At 68.2% G+C, this 21280-nt stretch carries 25 protein-coding genes; 21 read left to right on the top strand and 4 right to left on the bottom strand.

The genetic code is table 11. The features are described 5' to 3' along the window. The first annotated feature begins 58 nt into the window (after positions 1 to 58). The 4 genes from EGH23_RS03620 to EGH23_RS03605 all read left to right on the top strand — a co-directional run bounded on the left by EGH23_RS03620 (position 59) and on the right by EGH23_RS03605 (position 4985). Positions 59 to 961 carry an ABC transporter ATP-binding protein gene (locus EGH23_RS03620; RefSeq protein WP_220578652.1) on the top strand — a complete coding sequence of 301 codons (903 nt, stop codon included), beginning with the start codon at positions 59 to 61 and terminating at the stop codon, positions 959 to 961. Beyond that, positions 962 to 2860: an ABC transporter permease gene (locus EGH23_RS03615; RefSeq protein WP_220578651.1), complete on the top strand. Its 1899-nt coding sequence runs from the start codon at positions 962 to 964 to the stop codon at positions 2858 to 2860. After that, a complete protein-coding gene (locus EGH23_RS03610; protein ID WP_220578650.1) occupies positions 2853 to 3941 on the top strand; it encodes an ABC transporter permease in 1089 nt (362 codons plus the stop codon). Before EGH23_RS03615 ends, EGH23_RS03610 begins: the two co-directional genes overlap by 8 nt. Before the next feature lie 66 nt (positions 3942 to 4007). Then, positions 4008 to 4985: an aldo/keto reductase gene (locus EGH23_RS03605; protein ID WP_220578649.1), complete on the top strand. Its 978-nt coding sequence runs from the start codon at positions 4008 to 4010 to the stop codon at positions 4983 to 4985. A gap of 152 nt (positions 4986 to 5137) precedes the next feature. Here EGH23_RS03605 and EGH23_RS03600 read toward each other — a convergent pair whose 3' ends face one another. After that, the gene (locus EGH23_RS03600; protein ID WP_236044603.1) at positions 5138 to 5422 is read right to left on the bottom strand and encodes a DUF8145 family protein; all 285 of its coding nucleotides are present in this window, start codon (positions 5420 to 5422) and stop codon (positions 5138 to 5140) included. After that, complete coding sequence (locus tag EGH23_RS03595) at positions 5419 to 5919, bottom strand: macro domain-containing protein (protein ID WP_220578648.1); 501 nt, start codon at positions 5917 to 5919, stop codon at positions 5419 to 5421. The genes EGH23_RS03600 and EGH23_RS03595 overlap by 4 nt, the downstream gene beginning before the upstream one ends. An 85-nt stretch (positions 5920 to 6004) precedes the next feature. Between EGH23_RS03595 and EGH23_RS03590 the strand changes: the two genes are divergently transcribed. From EGH23_RS03590 to EGH23_RS03560, 7 genes are all read left to right on the top strand, one after another. Continuing rightward, entirely contained in the window at positions 6005 to 6700 is a 696-nt protein-coding gene (locus EGH23_RS03590) for a DUF2071 domain-containing protein (RefSeq protein WP_220578647.1), read from the top strand. 47 nt (positions 6701 to 6747) lie between these two features. Further along, on the top strand, positions 6748 to 7389 hold the full coding sequence (locus tag EGH23_RS03585) for a DUF998 domain-containing protein (protein WP_220578646.1): 642 nt from the start codon (positions 6748 to 6750) through the stop codon (positions 7387 to 7389). Continuing rightward, positions 7386 to 7577 carry a hypothetical protein gene (locus EGH23_RS03580; RefSeq protein WP_220578645.1) on the top strand — a complete coding sequence of 64 codons (192 nt, stop codon included), beginning with the start codon at positions 7386 to 7388 and terminating at the stop codon, positions 7575 to 7577. Before EGH23_RS03585 ends, EGH23_RS03580 begins: the two co-directional genes overlap by 4 nt. Positions 7578 to 7614: 37 nt before the next feature. After that, positions 7615 to 8409, top strand: a complete 795-nt coding sequence (locus EGH23_RS03575) for an HAD-IIA family hydrolase (RefSeq protein ID WP_220578644.1) — start codon at positions 7615 to 7617, stop codon at positions 8407 to 8409. Positions 8410 to 8499: 90 nt separating this feature from the next. Continuing rightward, the gene (locus EGH23_RS03570; protein ID WP_220578643.1) at positions 8500 to 9090 is read left to right on the top strand and encodes a DJ-1/PfpI family protein; all 591 of its coding nucleotides are present in this window, start codon (positions 8500 to 8502) and stop codon (positions 9088 to 9090) included. Positions 9091 to 9189: 99 nt separating this feature from the next. After that, positions 9190 to 9423 (top strand): zinc ribbon domain-containing protein, encoded by a 234-nt coding sequence (locus tag EGH23_RS03565; RefSeq protein WP_220578642.1) that lies wholly within the window; start codon positions 9190 to 9192, stop codon positions 9421 to 9423. Position 9424: 1 nt separating this feature from the next. Next, on the top strand, positions 9425 to 9592 hold the full coding sequence (locus tag EGH23_RS03560) for a DUF8143 family protein (protein ID WP_220578641.1): 168 nt from the start codon (positions 9425 to 9427) through the stop codon (positions 9590 to 9592). 41 nt (positions 9593 to 9633) lie between these two features. Here the strand turns inward: EGH23_RS03560 and EGH23_RS03555 are convergent, their stop codons facing one another. Continuing rightward, on the bottom strand, positions 9634 to 10953 hold the full coding sequence (locus tag EGH23_RS03555) for a PQQ-dependent sugar dehydrogenase (protein ID WP_220578640.1): 1320 nt from the start codon (positions 10951 to 10953) through the stop codon (positions 9634 to 9636). Positions 10954 to 11074: 121 nt separating this feature from the next. Here EGH23_RS03555 and EGH23_RS03550 point away from each other — a divergent pair, with 121 nt between their 5' ends. Continuing rightward, positions 11075 to 11323: an MTH865 family protein gene (locus tag EGH23_RS03550; protein ID WP_220578639.1), complete on the top strand. Its 249-nt coding sequence runs from the start codon at positions 11075 to 11077 to the stop codon at positions 11321 to 11323. Here EGH23_RS03550 and EGH23_RS03545 read toward each other — a convergent pair. Continuing rightward, entirely contained in the window at positions 11320 to 11820 is a 501-nt protein-coding gene (locus tag EGH23_RS03545) for a metal-dependent hydrolase (RefSeq protein ID WP_220578638.1), read from the bottom strand. The two genes, EGH23_RS03550 and EGH23_RS03545, sit on opposite strands and share 4 nt — an antisense overlap. A gap of 99 nt (positions 11821 to 11919) precedes the next feature. On the opposite strand from EGH23_RS03545, the gene EGH23_RS03540 reads away from it, so the two are divergent. The 9 genes from EGH23_RS03540 (at position 11920) to EGH23_RS03500 (ending at position 20775) form a co-directional block, all read left to right on the top strand. Further along, a complete protein-coding gene (locus EGH23_RS03540) occupies positions 11920 to 12081 on the top strand; it encodes a hypothetical protein (protein ID WP_220578637.1) in 162 nt (53 codons plus the stop codon). A 64-nt stretch (positions 12082 to 12145) separates the two neighbouring features. Continuing rightward, entirely contained in the window at positions 12146 to 12835 is a 690-nt protein-coding gene (locus tag EGH23_RS03535) for a metal-dependent transcriptional regulator (RefSeq protein ID WP_220578636.1), read from the top strand. Next, complete coding sequence (locus EGH23_RS03530; RefSeq protein WP_220578635.1) at positions 12832 to 13539, top strand: TMEM165/GDT1 family protein; 708 nt, start codon at positions 12832 to 12834, stop codon at positions 13537 to 13539. The genes EGH23_RS03535 and EGH23_RS03530 overlap by 4 nt, the downstream gene beginning before the upstream one ends. 42 nt (positions 13540 to 13581) lie before the next feature. Then, a complete protein-coding gene (locus EGH23_RS03525; RefSeq protein ID WP_220578634.1) occupies positions 13582 to 14172 on the top strand; it encodes a winged helix-turn-helix transcriptional regulator in 591 nt (196 codons plus the stop codon). 132 nt (positions 14173 to 14304) lie between these two features. Beyond that, complete coding sequence (locus EGH23_RS03520; protein WP_220578633.1) at positions 14305 to 16932, top strand: heavy metal translocating P-type ATPase; 2628 nt, start codon at positions 14305 to 14307, stop codon at positions 16930 to 16932. Positions 16933 to 16981: 49 nt separating this feature from the next. Beyond that, positions 16982 to 18715: an ABC1 kinase family protein gene (locus EGH23_RS03515; protein WP_220578632.1), complete on the top strand. Its 1734-nt coding sequence runs from the start codon at positions 16982 to 16984 to the stop codon at positions 18713 to 18715. Between the two features lie 332 nt (positions 18716 to 19047). Next, complete coding sequence (locus tag EGH23_RS03510) at positions 19048 to 19521, top strand: YeeE/YedE family protein (protein ID WP_236044601.1); 474 nt, start codon at positions 19048 to 19050, stop codon at positions 19519 to 19521. Positions 19522 to 19556: 35 nt separating this feature from the next. After that, the gene (locus EGH23_RS03505) at positions 19557 to 19991 is read left to right on the top strand and encodes a DUF6691 family protein (RefSeq protein ID WP_220579217.1); all 435 of its coding nucleotides are present in this window, start codon (positions 19557 to 19559) and stop codon (positions 19989 to 19991) included. A gap of 82 nt (positions 19992 to 20073) precedes the next feature. Further along, entirely contained in the window at positions 20074 to 20775 is a 702-nt protein-coding gene (locus EGH23_RS03500; RefSeq protein WP_220578630.1) for a DUF2270 domain-containing protein, read from the top strand. Positions 20776 to 21280: the final 505 nt, after the last annotated feature.

The following is a 21280-nucleotide window of genomic DNA, read 5'->3' as shown; positions in this document are numbered from 1 at the left end:
TCAGACGAGATAGGACGGGACCAAGGTATAGGTTGGTCCGGTCACAACCGCCGGCAAGATGATAGAGGCCCGCGAATTACGGAAGGAGTACGGCGACTTCGTCGCCGTGAAGGGGAGTTCGTTCTCGGTGGGGAGAGGCGAAGTGTTCGGCGTCATCGGACCGAACGGGGCCGGGAAGACGACGACGCTGAAGATGCTCGCCGGTCTGCTGGAACCGACCGCCGGCGACGCGGAGATAGCCGGACTGGACACGGAGACGACGGAGATGCGGGAGCGACTGGGATTTCTGCCCGAGGAGTCGCCGCTGTACGAGGAGATGACCCCCGTCTCTTACCTCTCGTTCTTCGCGGACCTCTACGACGTGCCCGGCGACGTCGCCGAGGAGCGGATGCACGAGACGCTCGACGAACTGGACCTAGAGCACCGCGAGCGGAAACTCGGCGACATGTCCAAGGGGATGAAGCGGAAGGTGGCCATCGCCCGCTCGCTCATCAACGACCCGGACGTGCTGATCTACGACGAGCCCGCGTCCGGACTGGACCCGCTGACGACGAACTACGTCATCGAGTTCACCGAGCAGTTAGCGAGGGAGGGGAAGACAATCGTCTTCTCGGCGCACAACCTCTATCACGTCGAATCTATCTGCGACCGCGTCGCCATCATGAACGAGGGTGAGATCGTCGCCCGCGGGGACCTCGATACCCTGCAGGCCGAGTACGGCGAGACGCGCTATCACGTCTACACCACCGTCGAAGTGCCCGACGCCGCGAGGGAGAACGGCCGCTACTGTCGCGTCGTCGAGAGCATGGAGGCCGTCGAGGAGACCCGCGCCGCCGCCGAGTCCGCGGGCGGCGACGTCGTCGACATCCGCACCGAGGAGTCCAGTCTGGAGGACGTGTTCCTCAACGTCGCGGAAGCGGGGACGGCGGGGAGCCGCTACGTCGGGGAGGACGCGGCGTAGATGCGGTGGGAGAAGGTCCTGCGCGTCGCGCGCTGGGAAGTGACGAAGAACGCGGGCGGCGTGGATAAACGGACCGTCGCCATCACGGCGCTCGCCATCGTCTCGATGGGCGCGGTCGCCGGTCTCTCCGTCGCCGGCGGCGCGACGGGACTGGACGCCGGGATCTACCGCGTCGGCGTCGAGGAGTCGAGCCCGTACTACGGGGTCGCGGCCGACGACGGGAGCTTCCGCGTTCAGAGCCCGGACCTACGGGCCGTCCGCCGAGGCGAGCAGGAACTTGCCTTCGACGGGGCCCGGCGCGTAACCGAGATCCGTTCGGCGAAACAGGCCGCCGCGCTCACGGCGTTGCGCGACAGCACCGAGCGGTACAACGACCGGCGACTCGCCCGCGACGACAACCGGACGGCGGCGTTCCCGGTGGCCGTGACGCTCGTCTACGCCGAGCAGGACGGCGTGGATTCGCTCGGCGGCGACGGGACGGCCGGCGGTGCGACCGGTGGAGCCGGCGATGGCGGTACGAACGGTGACGGCAGTGCTGGTAACGGTGGCAGTGGCACTGGTAGCGGTGACGGGAGCGCAGATGGCGGCGCGGGAACCGGCGGGGGCGGCGCAGCCGGCGACGGCGCGGCGGGCGGGGGCGGTGCGAACCTCGGCGGTCTCGGCGCGCGACTGACCGGCGACGTGCGGGGCGGGACCCCCTCCGATATCTCGCCGCCGTTCCCCTTCGAGTCGCTGGTGCTCGCCTTCCTCTACATCGTCCCGATGAACTTCGTCATCCAGGCGTACGGGTCGTCGATGCTCTCGGAGCGGTTGAACCGCCGGGGCGAACTACTGCTGGTGACGCCGGCCTCGCGCGGCGACATCATCACGGGCAAGACGCTGCCGTACTTCCTCGGCGCGATGGCCGTGGCGACGGCCATCACGGCGACGCTCTTCGCGACCGGTATCGCGCCGAGCGCGAGTCCGATCGCGGTGCTCGCGGTGTTGCCCATCGCCCTGCTCTTCCTCGCGGCGACGTTCTGCGGCGCGATGTTCGCCCGGTCGTTCAAGGAGCTCACGTTCGTCACGGTCACGATAACCGTCTCGCTGACCTCCTACGCGTTCGTGCCGGCCATCTTCACCGACGTGACGCCCATCGCGCTCATCTCGCCGCTGACGCTCGTCGTGATGGACCTCACGGGGCAGTCGGTGGGCCTCGCGGAGTTCGCGTTCTCGGCGGTACCGCCGCTGCTGACCGCGCTCGTGCTGTTCGGTCTCGGGGCGGGTCTCTACCGCGAGGAGGACATGTTCACCCAGCGCCCGATCCCGCTGAAGGTGCTCGACTCGCTCTCGGGGCGCATCTCCTCTCGCGGGAGCGCGGCGAAGATGAGCGCCGTCCTGCTCCCGTTCGTCGTCGTCGCCGAACTGACCGCCGTCGCGTTCCTGTTCGTCCTCGATTCGGTCTCGCTGAACGTCTTCGGGACGAACCAGACGCTCGGGATCGTCCTCGTCCTCCTCGTCGTCGCGCTCATCGAGGAGGTGGCGAAGAGCCTCCACGTCTACGCGGGCTACGTCAACGCCCGCTACGAGCGCACGCTTCGCTCCGCTATCGGTCTCGGCGCGCTCTCGGGACTCGGATTCTTCCTCGCGGAGAAGGGCCTGCTCATCGCGCGCCTCTCGAACTTAGAGGAACTGCCCATCGGTAACGCCGCTCTTCAAGGCGCGACGCCGCCCGCCGGCGTCCCGCTCTGGCTGGTGGCGCTCCTCTTCCTCCTCGCGCCGCTGGCGCTGCACGCGGTGACGGCGGCCATCTCCTCGGTCGGTGCCCAGCGGGGCCGGACCGCGTACGTCGCCGGTGTCGGGGTGGCCGTTCTCGTTCACTTCACCTACAACCTCACGGTGGTGACCGCCCTTGTCTGAGGGCCGCCCGTGGTACCGCGACCCGCGACTCGTCGTCGCTCGCCGGGACGTTGCCTCGCTCTCCCGCGAGAAGACAATCGTCCTCGCGCTGCTCATCCAGTTGTTCGTCGCGGCCTTTTCCTCCTTTCTCGTCGTCGGGCTCACGTCGCTGTACGACCCCGGTTCCGTCTCGACGGGCGAGGTGGAGATGGCCGTCACCGGCGAGGCCCACGACGCGCTGCTGGACGCAGCGCGCGAACGGGAGGGCTCGAACGCGGTCCACTACGAGAACCCCACCGAAGCCGAACTGGCGTTTCAGGAAGGTCGCGTGGACGCGCTGTTACAGGCCGAGTACGTAGATAGCGCCGGTGGCGGCGGCCAGCGCGTCGCCGTCACGGCGCGCGTCCCGGAGGGGTCGATCCGCTCGACGCTCGTCGTCGTCGAGGTGCGCCGCGTGCTGAACACGCTCGAACGACAGGTGCGGGCCGACAGGGTCGAGTCGCTCGACGAGCCGCCCGTTCCGCTCCCGTCCGAAGTCGCCGCCAGCCCGTACTTCGGCTTCACCTACACCGTGTTGATTCCGCTGCTGCTCTTCCTCCCGCCGTTCATCAGCGGGTCGGTGGCCGTTGACACCGTCACCGAGGAGATGGAGCGCGGGACGCTCGAACTGCTGCGCGTCGCGCCGGTGTCGCTCGTCGACGTCGTGGACGGGAAGGCGCTCGGTATGGTGCTCATCGCCCCGTTACAGGCGCTGCTGTGGGTGGCGCTGCTCGCGGCTAACGGCATTCCGGTGGCGAACGTCTCGCTGTTGCTCCTGTTCGTCACCGCCATCGCGGCGGTCGTGGTCACGCTCGGCGTCACGCTCGGCGTGTCGCTGCAGCGTCGTCGACCCGCGCAACTGCTCTACTCCGTGCTGACCCTCGTCGTGTTCGGCGCGGCGGTGGTCCTCCCCGAGCACCCGACGACGACGGTGGCGAAACTGGCCGTCGACAGCCCGACGCTGCTGACCTACGGCCACGTCTTCGGGAGCGTCGCGCTGGCTATCGCGGCTTACGCGGCGGCCCGGCGCTACGTCGCGGGCGTGAACGCCGACGCGCTCTGAGCGCCACGCCGCGCCTTCGCTCTCGACCGCCCCGTCACTTTTGTCCGAAGCGGCCCGCCTTTGCGTATGGAGTACACCACCCTCGGTTCCACCGGCACGGAGGTCAGCCGCCTCTGTCTGGGCTGTATGAGCTTCGGCACTTCGGAGTGGCGCGACTGGGTACTGGACGAACCCGAGAGCCGCGACATCATCGAGCGCGCCATCGACCTCGGCATCAACTTCTTCGACACCGCGAACATGTACTCGCGGGGCGAGTCCGAACGCGTCCTCGGCAACGTTCTCGCGGACTACGAGCGGGATTCGGCCGTCGTCGCCACGAAGGGGTTCTTCCAGATGGACGACAGCAATCCCAACTCCGGCGGGCTCTCGCGGAAGGCCTTAGAGCAGGAACTCTCGAACTCGCTGGAGCGACTCGACATGGACACCGTCGATCTCTACCAGATACACCGCTGGGACTACGACACGCCGATCGAGGAGACGCTCCGCGTCCTCGACGACGCGGTGCGGCGCGGCGATATCCGCTACCCCGGCGCGTCCTCGATGTGGGCGCACCAGTTCGCCGACTCGCTGCGGGTGAGCGAGCGGGAGAGCCTCGAGCGGTTCGAGACGATGCAGAACCACTACAACCTCCTGTACCGGGAGGAAGAGCGGGAGATGCTGCCGCTGTGTGATAAAGAGGGCATCGGCGTGATGCCGTGGAGTCCGCTGGCGCGGGGCTACCTCACCCGGCCCCACGAGGAGTTCGAGGCGACCGCGCGCGGCCAGTCGGACGACTACGCCCGCGAGCACCCGTACTTCGAGGGCGGCGGCCGCGAGGTGAACGAGCGCGTCCAGGAACTCGCCGACGAACTCGATGCAACGATGGCCCAGGTCGCGCTGGCGTGGCTCCTCGATAAGGAGTGGGTCGACACGCCGATCATCGGGACGACGAGCATCGAGCACTTAGAGCAGGCCGTCGAGGCGCTCGATATCGACCTCGATTCGAGCGACGTGAAGTGGCTGGAGGTGCCCTACGAGGCTGTGCGGGTGTCAGGGCACGAATAGCGAGGGGCGCGACCAACGGGAGCGGCCCTCGGCGGAGCGGTGACCGCAGGGAACCGCGGAGCAGTAGCGAGGGTCAGAACGGAGTGAGGACCCTCGACAAAGCGCAGCGGGGAACGAAGTGACCCGCGAGCAGGCGATCTCTCGGAGCGATCTCAGGGGACCCGCCCGCCCGGCGTGCCGGACTGCCCGGTCCCGGCCTGTTCGTGCGTGTGGTGGAAAAAACGGACCAGCGGGGTCCCCTCGTCGTCGCTGACCGGCTGGAAGCAGACCCGCTGGAACCGGTCGTTGTCGAGGAGGTTGACCATCACGCCCTCGTCGTGGATGGAGACCGACTCGAAGTCGGCACCGCAGATCGGGCAGACGACCGGCCGGTCGGCGTCTTCGGTGTCGCCGCCGTTGCTCGTCCGGTCGTCTCTCTCCGGTTCACCGTCGCTCACTCGCGCACCTCGTCGGCGATGCGGCGCATCGCCTCGTAGTCGGTGTCGTCGTAGGCGACGAGCCGCACGTCGGAGAGCGAGTCGGGTTCGAACGCGGCGATCTCCTCGCAGATGATCCGGACGCCGGAGTCGAAGTCGAAGCCGGCGATGCCACAGCCGATCGCGGGGAGGACGACCGACTCACAGCCCAGCGCGTCGGCCTCCGCGAGCGCGTTCCGGGCGGCGTCGCGGATGCTCTCGCCCGTCGACTGGCCGCCGGGCGGCATCGCGGCGGCGTGGATGACGTACTCCGCGTCCAGTTCGTACGCGTCGGTCGCGGCGACGCCGCCGAGGCCGACCGGACCCTTGCTGACGGCCTCTTTGTCGAGGCCGCCTCCCGCCGCGCGCTTGAGCGCGCCGGCGACGCCCGATCCCATCCGGAGGCTCGTGTTCGCGGCGTTGACGAGTGCGTCCGCCGACTGTGCGGCGATGTCGCCCTGAATCACCTCGAACTCCATGTCCGAACGTGCGGCCGACTTCCACATAGAATTACGGGCCGCGAGGCCCGGCAGACTGATTATCTCGGCGCGCCGAGTTCGTCCCGTGCTTTCGGTGACGCCGCTCTCCGCGACGGTAACTGACGCTTGTTTCTGTCACTGGCCGGTCGAGGCCGACGCCCTCTCGCGGTCGCTACCCGACTGGCTCACCGTCGAAACGGCCGACGGCGACGCGTGGGTGACGGCGCTCGCCCACACCGTCAGCGGCGTCTCGTCGTTCGGTTTCGAACTGACCCGACCGGCCCACGCGGTCAACGTCAGAACCTACGTTCGCGGCCCGAACGGTCAGCGCGGCGTTCGCTTTCTCGCGCTGTTCACCGACGACGCGTTCACGACCGCGACGGCCGCGCCGGCGCTCCGCCTCCCGTACCGCGACGGCGCGCTCACTCACGAGGCGGACGGTAGCGAGTCCCCCTCGCGGCGGACCCTCGACGTGGACGGTCAGCGGGCGCTCGACCTCCGATACGCGCCGACCGACGGCGAGGCGACGACGGCCCCGCCGGACTCGCTCGCTTCGTTCCTCGTCGAGCGACAGCGGTACTTCGCGGCGGACCCCCTCGGCACGCGCCTCGTCGGGAGCGTCGGTCACGACCCGTGGCCGCTCCGGACCGTCGACGCCGACGCGAGCGGGCCGCTGTTGCGGACGCTCGGCCTGCCGGACCCGGCGGGCGACCCGCTGTTTCACTACAGCCCCGGCACCGAGTTCGCCCTCGCGCCGCCCCGGCCGCTGTGGCTGGACTAACCCTTTCCAGAATCCTTACAACTGACTGGGCGTGGATAGTTGATATCGTGAGCGAATCAGACGATACCCTGGATCGGTTCGGCGGGTGGGCCGGCGTCGCGTCGGTGGTCCTGACGAACGCCGCGATAGCGGGCGCGACGCTCGCCTCGCCGTCCTTCGCGTGGACGGACCACGCGCTGTCGAACCTCGGGCAACCCGGCGACCCCGTGGCGACGCCGGTGACGACGCTGCTGTTCGACGGCGGCCTCGTTCTCGGCGGACTCGTGGGTCTGCTGTTTTCCTACACGCTCTGGGTCGAGAGCGCGAACCTCGCGGAACGGCTCGCCGCGCTTCCGCTCTGCGTCGCGCTGCTGGGGATGGTCGGCGTCGGCGTCTTCCCGTACGCGCAACCGCTTCACGGCCCGGCAGCGATCACGCTCTACCTGGCGTCGATGGTGACGATGGCACTCTACGCCGTCGGCAACGCGCTCGCCGGCGCGATCGGGCGAGCCGCGGGAACCGTCGCGCTGGTGGCGCTCCACGTCGGCGTCTGGTGGTGGTGGCTCTCGGGCGGCGGGCTGTCCCGCGGCGGGCTCGCGGTCCCCGAACTGTTCGGCTCACTGCTGTTCAGCGCGTGGGTGCTCTGGACCGCCCACTGGCACCTCCGCGGCGGGCGAGCCGGCGGGCACGACGCCCGGCTTCAGCGATGATTGACGGCATCGGTATCGCCGCGTCGGCGGCCGTCTTCGGGATGGGGGAGTCCGCAGGTGAGGGAACCGGTATCGGTCTCGCCGTCGTCTGGCAGGTCGCACGGGCCCGCGGGTGGTCCGTCGAGTTGGCCGAGAGCGAGCGCGGCGGCGCGCGCTTCGAGTTCGCCGGCGTCGAACTGATCGAGTGAGGCGGGGTTTTTGCGTCTCGGCTCCCTACGTCGGTCGATGACACTCCGGGGCGTGATTCTGGACCTCGACGGGACGGTATACCACGACGACAACCTGTTGCCCGGGGCGGCCGACGCCGTCTCCCGCATCCGCGACCGGGGTCTCTCGGTCTGTTTCTTCTCGAACAACCCGCTCCACGACGGCGCGGAGTACGTCGAGCGACTCCGGTCGCTGGGCGTCGACGCCCGCGAGGGAGAGGCCTGCTCGTCGGCGGAAGTCACGCGGGAATACCTAGACGAACACCACGGCGGGGACGGCGTCTTCGTCGTCGGGTCGCCGTCGCTCCGCGAGCGGATTCGAGCGACCGACGCCGTACTGGTGACCGACCCCGGCGGCGCGGCGGACGTGTTGCTCGCGTCGTGGACCGACGAGTTTCACTATCGAGACATGCACGACGCGCTTCGCGTCCTCGACGACGACACCGCGTTCCTCGGGACCGACCCCGACCGGACGTTTCCCGACGCCGACGGGAATCCGATACCGGGGTCCGGCGCGATAATTCGAGCCGTCGCGGGCGTCGTCGAGCGCGACCCCGACCGCGTCCTCGGCAAGCCCTCCTCCGTGGCCGTCGACGCCGCGCTCTCCCGGATCGGTTGCGACCCCGAGGAGTGTCTGGTCGTCGGCGACCGACTCGATACGGACATCCGAATGGGCGAGCGCGCGGGGATGACGACGGCGCTCGTCCGATCGGGCGTCAGCGACGACGCGGCCCTCAAACGGAGCGACGTGACCCCCGACTACGTCCTCGACTCGCTGGCCGACGTGGACGAGGTTCTCGACGCCGTCCGCTGACGCGGCCGAACGTCGCCCGTCACAGCCGTTCCTGTTGGCTGGCCTACGCCTTTATGCCGCCGCCGACCGTAGCTCCGTGTGGTGATACCAATGGGCAAAGACATCCTCATGATCGTCGGCGACTTCGGCGAAGACTACGAGATAATGGTCCCGTACCAGACGCTGCAGACGGTGGGCCACGAGGTAGACGCCGTCTGTCCGCAGAAGGAGGCCGGCGACACGATCAAGACGGCGATCCACGACTTCCGCGGCGACCAGACCTACATGGAGAGCCGCGGCCACAACTTCGAACTGAACGCGACGATGGCCGACGTGAACCCGAGCGACTACGACGCCCTCGTCGTCCCCGGCGGCCGCGCCCCCGAGTACCTCCGCACCCACGACGAGGTCATCGAGGCGGTCCAGCACTTCTTCGAGGCGGACAAGCCCGTCGCGGCGCTCTGTCACGGCCCGCAGATCCTCGCCGCCGCCGACGTGCTGGACGGCTACGAGATGACGTCGTACCCGGCCTGTCGCGCCGAGTGCGAGGCCGCCGGCTGTTCGTGGGTCGACGGCGTCGTCACCGACCGGAACCTCGTCACCGGGCAGGCCTGGCCCGACCACCCCGAGTGGGTCGCGCAGTTCATGGACCTGCTGGGCGACGAGGTGAGCCACGGCGAACCGGTCGCCGCCGACGACTGAATCCCGGCGAGCGGCGTTCCGGCGGCCGATTCCCGACGGGTGAGAGGGATTTCCACGGGGGAATAGATTTGTAAGGGGGCCACGCGAATTCGAAGACGTATGGTCCCCGATACGCCCTCCGACGACAGCGATAGCGACGGCGGTTGCCCGAAGTGCGGTCACACCGGCACCGACGTCGGTCGCATCTCCACGACCGGCGGCGGCATCTCGAAGATGTTCGACGTCCAGACCAACGAGTTCCGCGTCGTCTCGTGTACGAACTGCGGCTACTCGGAGCTGTACCGAGACACCGGGTCGGCGGCGAGCGACCTCGCCGACGTCTTCCTCGGCTGAGATGGCGACCGGACTGGTCGCGCTCGTCTCCCTGGTCCTCGCGCTCGCCGCACCGCTCGCGCTGTTTCTACTGGTGCGTAGCGAGGGCGAACAGCGGGTCGAAACCGACCGCGAGTCGGCCGAACGAATGGCGCGCCGGGACACGGACGAGGGTCGGCGGTCGCGCTGACCTGATCGCCGCCTTCACTCGTCCGTGCGGTTCCCCGCCTCTCAGGCTCCCCGTAGCCGATGGACCGCGCCGGTCGAACCCGAGAGGCCGCCCTCGTCCGTCGAGCAGACGAGGAGTTCCCCGCTCGGCGTCCGACCGAACGAGAGGACGTTCGACCCCATCTCGCCGTCCGTGACGGGGACCGCCGTCACCGACCACCGCGACTCGCCGGTGTCGGTGCCGACGAACAGGTCGCCGTTCGCCCGCCAGTCGGCGAAGACGTAGCGGTCGGTGAGCGCCGGAACGGCGTCGCCGTCGTACAGATAGCCGCCGATGACGGAGATGCCCGACACCGCGCCGCCGTCGTGGGGATACTGGATGATCGGCGACCGAAGGAGCGTCCCGTCTGGCGTCTCCGACGGGCACTCCTCGGCCTGATAGCAGCTCCGGCCCTCGCGGACGTTCCAGCCGTAGTTGCCGCCGGCCTCGACGACGTCTACCTCCTCGTAGCGCGACTGGCCCACGTCGGCGACGAAGAACCTCCCGTCGGGGCCGAAGGAGAACCGCCACGGGTTCCGAAAACCCCACGCGAACTGCTCGTCGAGTCCCGACCGGCCGACCAGCGGATTGTCATCCGGAATCCCGTAGGGCCGACCGTTTTCGCCCTCGCTATCCACGTCGATGCGGAGGATGCTCCCGAGTAAGTTCTCGGTGACGTCCTGTCCGTTGCCGCCGTCGACGGCGTCGTACCAGTCCTCGACGTGACCGGTCCCGACGTCGCCGCCCCCGCCGCCGTCGCCGACGCCGACGTAGAGGTAGCCGTCCGGCCCGAACCCGACCGACCCCGCGTTGTGGTTGGACTGCGGTTCCGGGATCTCCAGTATCGGCCGCTCGCTGTCGGGGTCGAGCGCGCCGTCGGAAACGGCGAACTCCGAGAGGACGAACGTGTGCGAGTAGTTCGCCGGCGTCCCCTCGCGTCGGGGCGCGCTGTACCTGACGAACGCCCGCCCCGACCCGTCGTAGTCGGGATGAATCGCCATCCCGAGGAGGCCCCGCTCGTCGTAGCCGCTCACGTCGACCATCCGATCGGCGACGTCGAGCGCCGGCGTCGGTTCGTCGGCGTCGGGACCGAGATACGCTATCTGTCCGGCCTGATCGACGACGAAGTACTCGTCTTCGCGCGGCGCGACGACGTCTACCGGCGCGGTGAACCCCGAGGCCACCGGGTCGACGCCGAGTTCGATGGCCGACAGCGAGTCGTCCGGGGTCCGCGTCGGCGTCGCCTGCCCGCCGGCGCCGTCACCGGGACCGGTGCAACCGGCGAGACCGGTGAGCGCGAGTCCAGCGCCGGCGAGGAACTGACGGCGAGTGGGGCCATTCATACGCGAGAGAGGGCGTCGACGAGCAAGAAAGTTCGCCGCCCTCGAATAAACTCAGAACAACGGGAAAGTGTACCGATGTCGAACCCTTTATGAAACGGCTTGTGCAATGGGTCAAACGATTATGGTCGATAGAGACGAACTCCGCGAGCAGTTCACCGAGGCCTTCGAGGACGCCGACTACCCCATCTCCAGTCCGATGGGGCTCATCCCAGCGCTGCCGAACGGCCCCTCGACGAAGTTCGAGTCGGGCGACTTCTCGATGACGGCGATGGAACTCAACACGAAACTCGACGGCGACTTCCCCTACGAGAACGTCGATTCGCTCGTCGACGACGTGATGGCCTCCTTAGAGAGCCGCGACCTCATCTAAGCGGGCGGGAGCGCCGGGCGCGAGACGGAGACGACGAGCGCGACCGCGAACACGCCGAGTGCGAGCAACAGGTAGTTCGCTATCGCGTTGTCCGCACGGGCGAGCCGAAGCGTGTAGTTCCTCCGCGAGAGCGGCCAGAACGGGGTTATCCCCATCGGCGTGATGACGTCGGCGAGCAGGTGCGAGAGGATGGCGACGGTACCGACGACCCCGCCGAACGCCGCCAGTCGCCTCGCCGTCTCGACGCCTGCCCCGGTGCCCGCGACCCATCCGACGGCCCCGAGGACGCCACCGACGACGAGGGCGAACAGGAGCGTGTGAGTCACGCCGCGGTGCCTGATCAGCGGAATACGCTGATCGAGGTCGGGGACCGGTGCGAGAGCGAGCGAGAGCGCGCCGCCGAGCACCGCGAGGCCGGGGAGATCGAACGACAGGAGCGCGAATCCTAACGGCGCGTAGGCGAGCAGCGCCGCGCCGTAGTGACCCGGTCGGTACATGGCGCAGCGTTCGTCCGCCGGTGGCTTGTACCTGCCGAGTAGTCCGCATCCCCGTCTCGCATCCTCGTCGTTTATCCGTCGGGCGTCCCAATCCGGCGCATGGCCGTCACGTCGGGACTCGACTTGCTGGTGCGAACGTTCGGACCGTTTCTCATCCCGGCGACGGTGTTCGCCCTCGGTGCTATCGGCTACCTATTCCTCTGGTTGCTGACCCGGAACCGCCGGCAAACGTACCGCGCCGAGGACGAGAAACGATGGTAGCTCTCCGCGAAACTCACACTTAGCCTGCGCCATCCTTTTGTGTTAGACACGGCTAAAACGGCGTATGCTGAGTGCGAAGATGGAGGACTATCTGAAGGCTATCTACCGCCTCGAACGGGAGGGTGACCCGCCCGTGGCCACCTCGACCATCGCGGAGACGGTGGGCGTGACGCCGCCGACGGCGACGAGCATGGTCGAGAAACTCGAAGAGCGCGACCTGGTCGAACGCGAGAAGTACAAGGGCGTCACCCTCACGCCGGAGGGTGAGACGATCGCGCTGGAGGTCATCCGTCACCACCGTCTGCTGGAGACGTTCCTGACCGAGGAGTTGGGCTACGACTGGTCGGAGGTCCACGAGGAGGCCGAGATTCTCGAACACCACATCAGCGAGGAGTTCGAGCGACGCGTCGCCGCCGCGCTGGACGAACCCACCGTCGACCCTCACGGCGATCCGATCCCCAACGACCAACTCGACCCCATCGACGACGTTCCGGCGGCCGTGCTGGCCGACCACGGCGAGGGCGCGCGCCTCGAAGTCGTCCGCGTTCGCGACCGCGACGCGGAGGAACTCACGTATCTGGACCGGGTCGGTATCACGCCGGGGACCGACCTCGCCGTCGAGGAGGTCGCGCCCATCGGCATGGTGACGGTGCGCTTAGCGGACGGTGAGACGGTCTCGTTGCCGGACCACATCGCGGACGCGATTCAGGTCCGGAGCCGCGACGACGCAGTCGCCGAGGTGAGCGGTGCGTGAGCGAGGCGACGTGGCTGACGGTCGTCTTCATCGCGGCCGGCGCGCAACTGGCGGTCCTGCCGGGCGAGAAGGTCCAGTTCATCATCGCGGGCCTCTCGACGCGCTTCAACCCGTACATGGTCGTCGCCGCGGCGGGCACCGCCTTCGCCGGGTGGACGGCGGTGGAGATCTGGCTCGGACAGACCGTCACCGAACTGCTCCCGGGAATCTACCTCGACGCCGCGACCGCGGCGCTGTTCGTCGTCTTCGCGTACCTGCTGGTGCGGACGGCGCCCGAACCGGGAGCCCCCGATAAGGAACCGGCGAGCGGCGTCCTGACCGACGGCGGCGAACTCGACGTTCGCGTGCCCGTGCTCGACTGGCGGGTCCCCAACAAGATGGGGGGCTTCCTCCCGATCTTCGCCCTGATGGCCTTCGGCGAGTTCGGCGATAAGACCCAACTCATCACGATATCGCTGGCCGCCCAGTACGCCGCGTTCCCGACGGCCATCTGGACCGGAGAGATGCTCGCCATCATCCCAGTGAGCATGGCGAACGCGCTGTTCTTCTATCGCTTCTCGCACGCCTTCGACCTCCGGAAGGCCCACTTCGCGGGGGCGGCGCTGTTCGGTTTCTTCGCCGCCGACTTCGCGATGAGCGTCCTGTTCGGCTTCTCGGTCTGGGAGACGGTCGTGGGGGCCGTCGCCGCGGGCCTCCCGTTCTGAGCGACAGGGACACTAATTAGTCTCCGCCGAGGAGCCACGGACATGCGAGGACTCGACGACACCGACCGCGAGATACTCAGACTCTTGCTCGCAGACGCGCGCCGCCCGTTCAGCGACATCGCCGAACAGGTCGACCTCTCGGCACCCGCGGTCTCCGACCGCGTCGACCGCTTGAGCGAGATGGGCGTGATCCGCGGGTTCACCGTCGACGTCGACCGGTCGCTCCTCCACTCCGGGGTGCCGGTGCTGGTCGAGATCGACGCCGAACCCGGCCGCGCGGGCGCGATACGCGACGCGCTCGCCGACGTCGAGGCGGTCGAACACGTCTTTCGAACCGCCGACAGTCGCGTGACGCTCACCGCGACGGTGCCGCAGTCGGCGGTGCCGAGCTTCCTCGATTCGCACCTCGACTTCGAGGACGTCCAGCGGTACGACGTGCGACTCGTCGCCGACACCGAGTGGACGCCCGGTCTCGGCACCGCCGACTTCGCGCCGGACTGCGCCGAGTGCGGCAACACCGTCGACGAGGAGGGCGTCCGCTCGACGCTCGACGGCGACCCCTACTACTTCTGCTGTGGCTCCTGTGAGGCGCGCTTCGTCGAACAGTACGAGACGCTCAAGGAAGAAGCGTAACGTCCGAGCGCGGCCCGACACGAATCAAATATTTCACCCCGTTGCAGTTTCGATAGTTCCGAATGGGTTCGAATTGACTTCAGGTTCTAAGGGAAAAGGCGCATCAAAGAGTAGCCCGTACTAGACACCACCATGAGTGAGCGAACCGTTCGGCTCGAACTGACCGGCATGAGCTGTGCCAACTGTTCGGCCACTATCGAGGAGGCAGTCGGCGGGATAGACGGCGTCGAGAGCGTCGACGCCAACTACGCCACCGACGAGGGGAGCGTCACGTACGACCCCGACGCGGTGTCGCTCGGCGAGGTCGTGGCTGCCGTCGAGGACGCGGGCTACGGCGTCGTCACGGAGACGGCGAGCGTCGGCATCACCGACATGTCGTGCGCGAACTGCGCGGAGACCAACGAGGACGCCCTCGAACGGACGCCCGGCGTCGTCTCGGCGGACGTGAACTACGCCACCGACGAGGGGCACGTGACCTATCTCCCGTCCGCGGTCTCTCTCTCGGAACTCTACGACGCCATCGAGTCGGCCGGCTACACGCCCGTTCGGGAAGACGAGGGCGGGGCAGACGGCGAGGGCGGTGACGGCGAGCAGTCGTCCGACCGGCGCGACGCGGCCCGCAACGCCGAAGTCCGGAAGCAGCGCCGCCTGACGCTGTTCGGGGCGGCGCTGTCCCTGCCGCTGCTGCTCTTCATGACCGACCACCTGCTCTCGCTCGGCCTGTTCGAGGGGACGCTGTTCGGCGCGCCGTTGGGGTGGGTGCAGTTCGCGCTCGCCACGCCGGTCCAGATCGCGCTCGGCAAGCCGTTCTACGAGAACGCGTACAAAGCGCTCGTGAAGAACAAGCGGGCCAACATGGACGTGCTCATCGCGCTGGGCTCCTCGACGGCGTACGGCTACTCCGTCGTCGCGCTGCTCGACCTCATCGCCAGCACGGGGCTGTACTTCGACACCGCGGCGTTCATCCTCGTGTTCATCACGCTCGGGAACTACCTCGAGGCCCGCTCGAAGAGCCAGGCCGGCGCGGCCATCCGCCAGCTGCTGGAGATGGAAGCCGACACCGCTACCGTCGTCCGCGAGGACGGCTCCGAGGAGGAGATCCCGCTCTCGGAGGTCGAGGTCGGCGACCGTCTGAAGGTCCGGCCCGGCGAGAAGGTGCCGACCGACGGCGTCGTCGTCGACGGGGATTCGGCCGTCGACGAGTCGATGGTCACCGGCGAGTCCGTCCCCGTCGAGAAGGGCGAGGGCGACGAGGTCATCGGCGCGACGGTGAACCAGAACGGCGTCCTCGAAGTCGAGGCGACGAAGGTCGGCTCGGAGACGGCGCTCCAGCAGATCGTCGAGCGCGTCAAGCAGGCCCAGTCCCGCCAGCCCGCGATTCAGAACCTCGCCGACCGCATCTCGGCGTACTTCGTCCCGGCGGTCATCGCTAACGCCCTGCTGTGGGCCGCCGTCTGGGCGCTGTTCCCCGAAGTGCTGGCCGGGTTCGTCGGCGCGCTCCCGATGTGGGGGCTGGCGGCCGGCGGTCCCGCGACGGTCGGCGTCGCCGAGTTCGCCGTCGTCGTCTTCGCCTCGTCGGTGCTCATCGCCTGTCCCTGCGCGCTGGGGCTGGCGACGCCCGCAGCGACGATGGTCGGGACCACCATCGGGGCGCGCAACGGCGTCCTGTTCAAGGGCGGCGACGTGCTCGAGACCGTCCGCGACGTCGACACCGTCGTCTTCGACAAGACCGGGACTCTGACCGAAGGCGAGATGGAACTGACCGATGTGGAGGTCGTCGGCGCGGCGGCCGACGGCGGTGCGCCAGAAACCGCGGCGGACGGCGGCGCTCTCCGCGAGGCTCCCGAACTCACCGAGGAGTACGTCCTCGAACTCGCCGCGAGCGCCGAGAGTGGGAGCGAACACCCGCTGGCCCAGGCCATCGTCGAGGGGGCGCGCGAACGCGGCATCGACGTGGCCGACGCCGAGGAGTTCGAGAACGTCCCCGGCCACGGCGTGCGCGCGACGACGCCCCACGGCGAGGTGCTCGTCGGCAACCGCAAACTGCTCGAAGACGAGGGGGTCGACACGGCCCCCGCCGAGGAGCAGATGAACCGCCTCGAACGCGAGGGGAAGACGGCGATGCTGGTCGGGGTCCGAGACACCGGCGACGAGTTCCGACTCGCCGGCGTCGTCGCCGACGCGGACACGGTCAAGGAGAGCGCCGTCGCCGCCGTCAGCGGCCTCCGCGAGCGCGGGCTGGACGTGTGGATGATCACCGGCGACAACGAGCGGACCGCCCGCGCCGTCGCCGAAGAGGTCGGCATCGACCCCGAGAACGTGATGGCCGGCGTCCTGCCCGACGAGAAGGCCGAAGCCCTCGAAGACATACAGTCGGATGGAACGCGGGCGATGATGGTCGGCGACGGCGTCAACGACGCCCCCGCGCTGGCGACGGCCGCCGTCGGCTGTGCCATCGGCTCCGGCACCGACGTGGCCATCGAGGCCGCCGACGTGACGCTGCTGCGGGACGACCCGGCGGACGTGCTGAAGGCCATCCGCATCTCAGCGGCGACGCTCCAGAAGATCAAGCAGAACCTCTTCTGGGCGCTCGGGTACAACACCGTCATGATCCCGCTGGCCTCGCTGGGGCTGCTCCAACCGGCGCTGGCCGCGGCGGCGATGGCGGCCTCCTCGGTGTCGGTGCTCGCGAACAGCCTCGCGTTCCGGAAGTACACGCCCGATACGGACTACGAACTGCTCGGATCCCTCCGGCCCTGAGCGGGGGGTTCCAGTACACTCATCTGGCGTGAACTCCGACAGTAGGGCAGTGAGCGACTCGCAGCGACCGACCGGCGACCCGTCCGCGGAGGCCCGACATCCGACGGGTCTTCGCGTCACGCTCCGCGCGTTGTGGCGGGTCCTCGTCGTCGGCTGGCAGTTCCTCCCGTTCGCGGTCGCGTGGGCGCGCGACCGCAAGCGGTTCGTCGTCGTCGGTCGGTCGCGCTCGGTCACGAGCGAGGACCGGACCCAGCGCGCCCGCCGACTGAAGGCGACGTTTCTCGACCTCGGTCCGGCGTTCATCAAGCTCGGGCAGATGCTCTCGACGCGGCCCGACGCGCTCCCGCGGGAGTACATCGACGTGCTCGCCGAACTGCAGGACAAGGTGCCGCCGGACCCGTGGGCCGACATCGAACCGCTGCTCGAACGCGAACTGGGCGGCCCGGTGGCCGAGCGGTTCGACGAGTTCGACACGTCGCCCATCAGCGGCGCGTCGCTCGGACAGGTGTACGAGGCCGAACTCGACGGTCAGCGGGTCGCCGTGAAAGTGTTGCGACCGGACATCCGCGAGCGCGTCGAGTCTGATCTGCGCGTGCTGTCGACGCTGACGCCGATTCTGACCTACGGGGCCGACCCCGCACAGGCGTTCACGCTCGAGAACCTCACCGAGGAGTTCGCGGCGACCATCCGCCGGGAGATGGACTACGCCCACGAGGCGCGGATGCTCCGGGAGATCGGCGAGAGCTTCGCGGACACCGACGACGTGGCGATTCCCGACGTCGTCGAGGGCCACTCGACCGACCGCGTGGTGACGATGAGCTACGTCGACGGCGTGAAGATAGACGACGTGGCGAGACTGGACGAGTTGGGCGTCGACCGCGAGCGACTCGTCCAGCGCCTCGAAGAGGTGTACATCCGGATGATCGTCGAGGACGGGCGCTTCCACGCCGATCCACATCCGGGGAACCTGGCGGTCCAACCCGACGGGACGCTCGTCTTCTACGACTTCGGGATGACCGGCCACCTCGGTTCGCGGACCCGCGAACAGCTGATGGAGTTCTACGTGGGCCTGGCGACCGACGACGTGAACCGAGTGATGGACGCCTTCGTCGCGATGGGAGCGCTCGATCCGATGGCCGATCGCGAGGTGATGCGCGAGGCGTTCGAGATCGTCATCCGGCAGTTCCGCGGCGAGGACATCAGCGAGTACCGCATCGAGCAGCTCGTCGGGGAGTTCGAGAGCCAGCTGTACGAGTTCCCGATGCGCCTTCCGCAGGACCTCGCGCTGGTCGTCCGGGTGACCACGGTCTTAGAGGGCGTCTGTCGCACGCTCGACCCGGAGTTCGACTTCATCGAGGTCATCACCGACTACGTGATGGAGCAGGGAGCAACCGGCGCGGGTGGCGCGCTCCGCGAGGAGATACGGGAGACGGTGACGCAGTCGGCGCGGTCGAGCGTGACCGCGCTCCCGCGCGCCGAAGCGGCGCTCGACACCGCCGCGCGGGACGAGCTCGTCTTAGAGACGCTACTCGAAGACAGCGGGGGACTGGCCCGACAGATGGCGGTACGGCTCCTGCTGGGCATCGTCGCCGCCGCGGGGATCCCGGTGGCGGCGTTCCTCTTCGTGACGACGACTATCGAAGCGACCGCCCTCGCGGTCGCGGTCACGGTTCTCACGCTCGGCGTCATCGGGTGGTCGTTCCGCGGACAGCGGCGGGCGGCGCTGACGACGCCGCAGTTCACGCGCCACGAGATGCGGCGACGGCGCGAGGACGAGCGATAAGTCCATAGCGCCCACCGCGGTCGTGAAGTAGGGCTTTCGGTCACGCGAGTATTGTCCCTTCGCTACTACTTTGCCCCGGCAGAGAGGACGGCCGTCTATCTAGATGTACACAGAAATCGATTTGGGTCGGGAGTGTGAGAGTTTCTTCGATAGTAGGGGACGCTGTCGTGCGCATATTTTGCAATACTCCAGCAACCCTTTTGTATCTCCGTCGGGTACGTCGAGGTACAGAATGACCGACGATCTCTTCCAGTTCCCAGACGGCGGTGTCGCTATCGACCAGAGAGAGGCGAACGAGCGCTTCGGACCGGACGCCACGACGAGGGACTGAGATGGTCTTCGAGACGCTGCTCCCGAACGGCTGGGTTCACTATCTGCTCGGCGGGCTACTCATCGGGGCGGGCACGGCGATCATCTACCTCTCGACGGGGATTATCGCCGGGGCGAGCACGTTCTTCGAATCGACGCTGTCGTACGTCTCCTCGAAGTCCCGCTTCCAGCAGTTCCGCTTCCGGTCGTCCCGCGACTGGCGTGTCGTGTTCACGCTCGGCATCGTGCTGGGCGGTGCCGTCTACGGCCTGACGTTCGGCGAGTTCGGTTGGACCACCGAGGTTCAGTGGTGGCGACTGCTCGTCGGCGGCCTCCTCGTCGGCGTGGGGACGCGACTCGGCAAGGGCTGTACCTCCGGTCACGGCGTCTGTGGCGTGGGGTCGCTCTCGGAGACCTCGCTGCTGAACGTGGCGACGTTCGTCGGCGTCGCCGTCGGGACCGCACAGATAGTCGCGGCGCTGGGGGTGACGCCGTGAGCGACGCGAGCGACGCCGGTCGCCACCCGCTGTTCATGCCGGCTATCCTGCTCGGCGGCGTGGTCTTCGGCTTCGGCCTCGGACTGAGTCAGATGTACCGCCCGGAGGTCGTCCTGCGCTTCCTCCAGTTGTCGGACCTCGGCCTCTTGCTGGTGATGGGCGGGGCGAGCGTCGTCGCCGGCGTCGTCTTCGCGCTCGGGTCGCGAACCGACCGGACCGCGCCGCTGACCGGCCGCGAGTTCGGCAAGCGCGTGAAGTCGATGGACCGAAACGTCCTGCTGGGCGGCGGCATCTTCGGCGTCGGCTGGGGGCTCTCGGGCATCTGTCCCGGCGCGGCCTACGCCAGTCTGGGCGTCGGTAACGTCACCATCCTCTACGCCGTCGTCGGGATGTTCGCCGGCGCGTACCTGCAGGGATATCTCCGCTCGGAGACCGGCGCAGCGGAACGAACGGCGGAGGAACCTGCGTGACTGGGACGCCGACGTACCGAGAATACGCGCAGAGAGAACAGTTCGTCTGCGAGATCCGCGAGAAATCCGACCAACGAGAAACATGACCGATCGAGAGTTCGACCCGAGCGGCGAGCGCGAACGGAGTCTCGGCGCGGGCCTGTTCGAACGGGAGATGGGACCGAGTTCGTCGATGGCCCACCTCTACCGCGGCGAAGTCCACCGAATGACCCGGTGGCGCGAGCGACTCGACCGCACCACGAACTGGGCGGTCACGGTCATGGCGGCCATCCTCACGTGGTCGTTCTCAGACCCCAGTAACCCCCACTACCTCGTGTTAGTGGGACTGGTCACGCTCGGCGCCTTCCTCGGTATCGAGGCCCACCGTTACCGCGGGTTCGACGTGTGGCGCTCGCGGGTGCGTCTCATCCAGCAGAACGTCTGGTCGCACGGGCTCGATCCGCGGGAGGACGTCGACGACGGCGCGTGGCGGCGGAAGCTGAGCGCGGACTATTACCGACCGACGCTGAAAGTGCCCTTCGAAGAGGCCGTCGCCCACCGACTGCGACGGGTGTATCTGGCGCTGTTCAGCGTCGTGACCGCCGCGTGGTTCATCCGCGTCACGTCGTTCGCCCAGTCGGGGCCGTGGCCCGAGAGCGCCCGCATCGGAGCCGTCCCCGGCGTCGCCGTTACCGCTGTCGTCGTCGTCGCGTATCTCGCCAGCGTCGCCGTCGCGTTCCGCCCGCGGACGTGGCATTCACGGTCGGAACTGCGGGAGTGTCAGGTGGACGATTGGCGGGAGTAGCGAGATTCCGGCCGATGGTCGGACTTCGACGGAACGGAGAGACCGAAGGTCCCTCAAGCAGTCGGGCGGCCGTGCCGCACGACGACGGCGACCGCAGGGAGCCGTAGTCGCGAGGCGCGCGACCGAAAGGAGCGCGGTCCTCGAAAGCCACAGGGCGATCGGTAGAACCGCGGAGCGATAGCGAGGGTCCGACCAGAGGGAGCACTGCGAGATGGTCCTACAGATGTCGCATCGCGCCGAACAACAGCGACGGTGTCGTAGGAGAGAGTAGTTTTCGCGTCCGATCAGGGAGAACAGGTTCGTTCGGCCGACGGGCGATCTAGCTCCAGCCACGGACCAACTGCTCACCACATATCCGGAGCGACACGATCGGAACCGCGCATTTCTGGCCGGCTTCGGGCGGACTCGTAAGCGATAGTCCGGATCGTATCGGCATTCCGAACGTATCGAACAGGAGTGTATTTATTCGTATGTTTATATACCAGACCATACCGCTCTATACATC

The sequence above is a fragment of the Haloarcula nitratireducens genome, assembly GCF_019599505.1.
The sequence above is the reverse complement of the archived record's forward strand: the minus strand, read 5'-3'. Positions and strand labels throughout refer to the sequence as shown.

Coding starts and splice junctions, on each gene's coding strand:
- EGH23_RS03620 (WP_220578652.1), top strand. CDS start 59: ATGATAGAGGCCCGCGAATTACGGAAGGAGTACGGCGACTTCGTCGCC.
- EGH23_RS03615 (WP_220578651.1), top strand. CDS start 962: ATGCGGTGGGAGAAGGTCCTGCGCGTCGCGCGCTGGGAAGTGACGAAG.
- EGH23_RS03605 (WP_220578649.1), top strand. CDS start 4,008: ATGGAGTACACCACCCTCGGTTCCACCGGCACGGAGGTCAGCCGCCTC.
- EGH23_RS03595 (WP_220578648.1), bottom strand. CDS start 5,919: ATGGAGTTCGAGGTGATTCAGGGCGACATCGCCGCACAGTCGGCGGAC.
- EGH23_RS03580 (WP_220578645.1), top strand. CDS start 7,386: ATGATTGACGGCATCGGTATCGCCGCGTCGGCGGCCGTCTTCGGGATG.
- EGH23_RS03575 (WP_220578644.1), top strand. CDS start 7,615: ATGACACTCCGGGGCGTGATTCTGGACCTCGACGGGACGGTATACCAC.
- EGH23_RS03570 (WP_220578643.1), top strand. CDS start 8,500: ATGGGCAAAGACATCCTCATGATCGTCGGCGACTTCGGCGAAGACTAC.
- EGH23_RS03565 (WP_220578642.1), top strand. CDS start 9,190: ATGGTCCCCGATACGCCCTCCGACGACAGCGATAGCGACGGCGGTTGC.
- EGH23_RS03560 (WP_220578641.1), top strand. CDS start 9,425: ATGGCGACCGGACTGGTCGCGCTCGTCTCCCTGGTCCTCGCGCTCGCC.
- EGH23_RS03555 (WP_220578640.1), bottom strand. CDS start 10,953: ATGAATGGCCCCACTCGCCGTCAGTTCCTCGCCGGCGCTGGACTCGCG.
- EGH23_RS03550 (WP_220578639.1), top strand. CDS start 11,075: ATGGTCGATAGAGACGAACTCCGCGAGCAGTTCACCGAGGCCTTCGAG.
- EGH23_RS03545 (WP_220578638.1), bottom strand. CDS start 11,820: ATGTACCGACCGGGTCACTACGGCGCGGCGCTGCTCGCCTACGCGCCG.
- EGH23_RS03540 (WP_220578637.1), top strand. CDS start 11,920: ATGGCCGTCACGTCGGGACTCGACTTGCTGGTGCGAACGTTCGGACCG.
- EGH23_RS03535 (WP_220578636.1), top strand. CDS start 12,146: ATGCTGAGTGCGAAGATGGAGGACTATCTGAAGGCTATCTACCGCCTC.
- EGH23_RS03525 (WP_220578634.1), top strand. CDS start 13,582: ATGCGAGGACTCGACGACACCGACCGCGAGATACTCAGACTCTTGCTC.
- EGH23_RS03520 (WP_220578633.1), top strand. CDS start 14,305: ATGAGTGAGCGAACCGTTCGGCTCGAACTGACCGGCATGAGCTGTGCC.
- EGH23_RS03510 (WP_236044601.1), top strand. CDS start 19,048: ATGGTCTTCGAGACGCTGCTCCCGAACGGCTGGGTTCACTATCTGCTC.
- EGH23_RS03505 (WP_220579217.1), top strand. CDS start 19,557: ATGCCGGCTATCCTGCTCGGCGGCGTGGTCTTCGGCTTCGGCCTCGGA.
- EGH23_RS03500 (WP_220578630.1), top strand. CDS start 20,074: ATGACCGATCGAGAGTTCGACCCGAGCGGCGAGCGCGAACGGAGTCTC.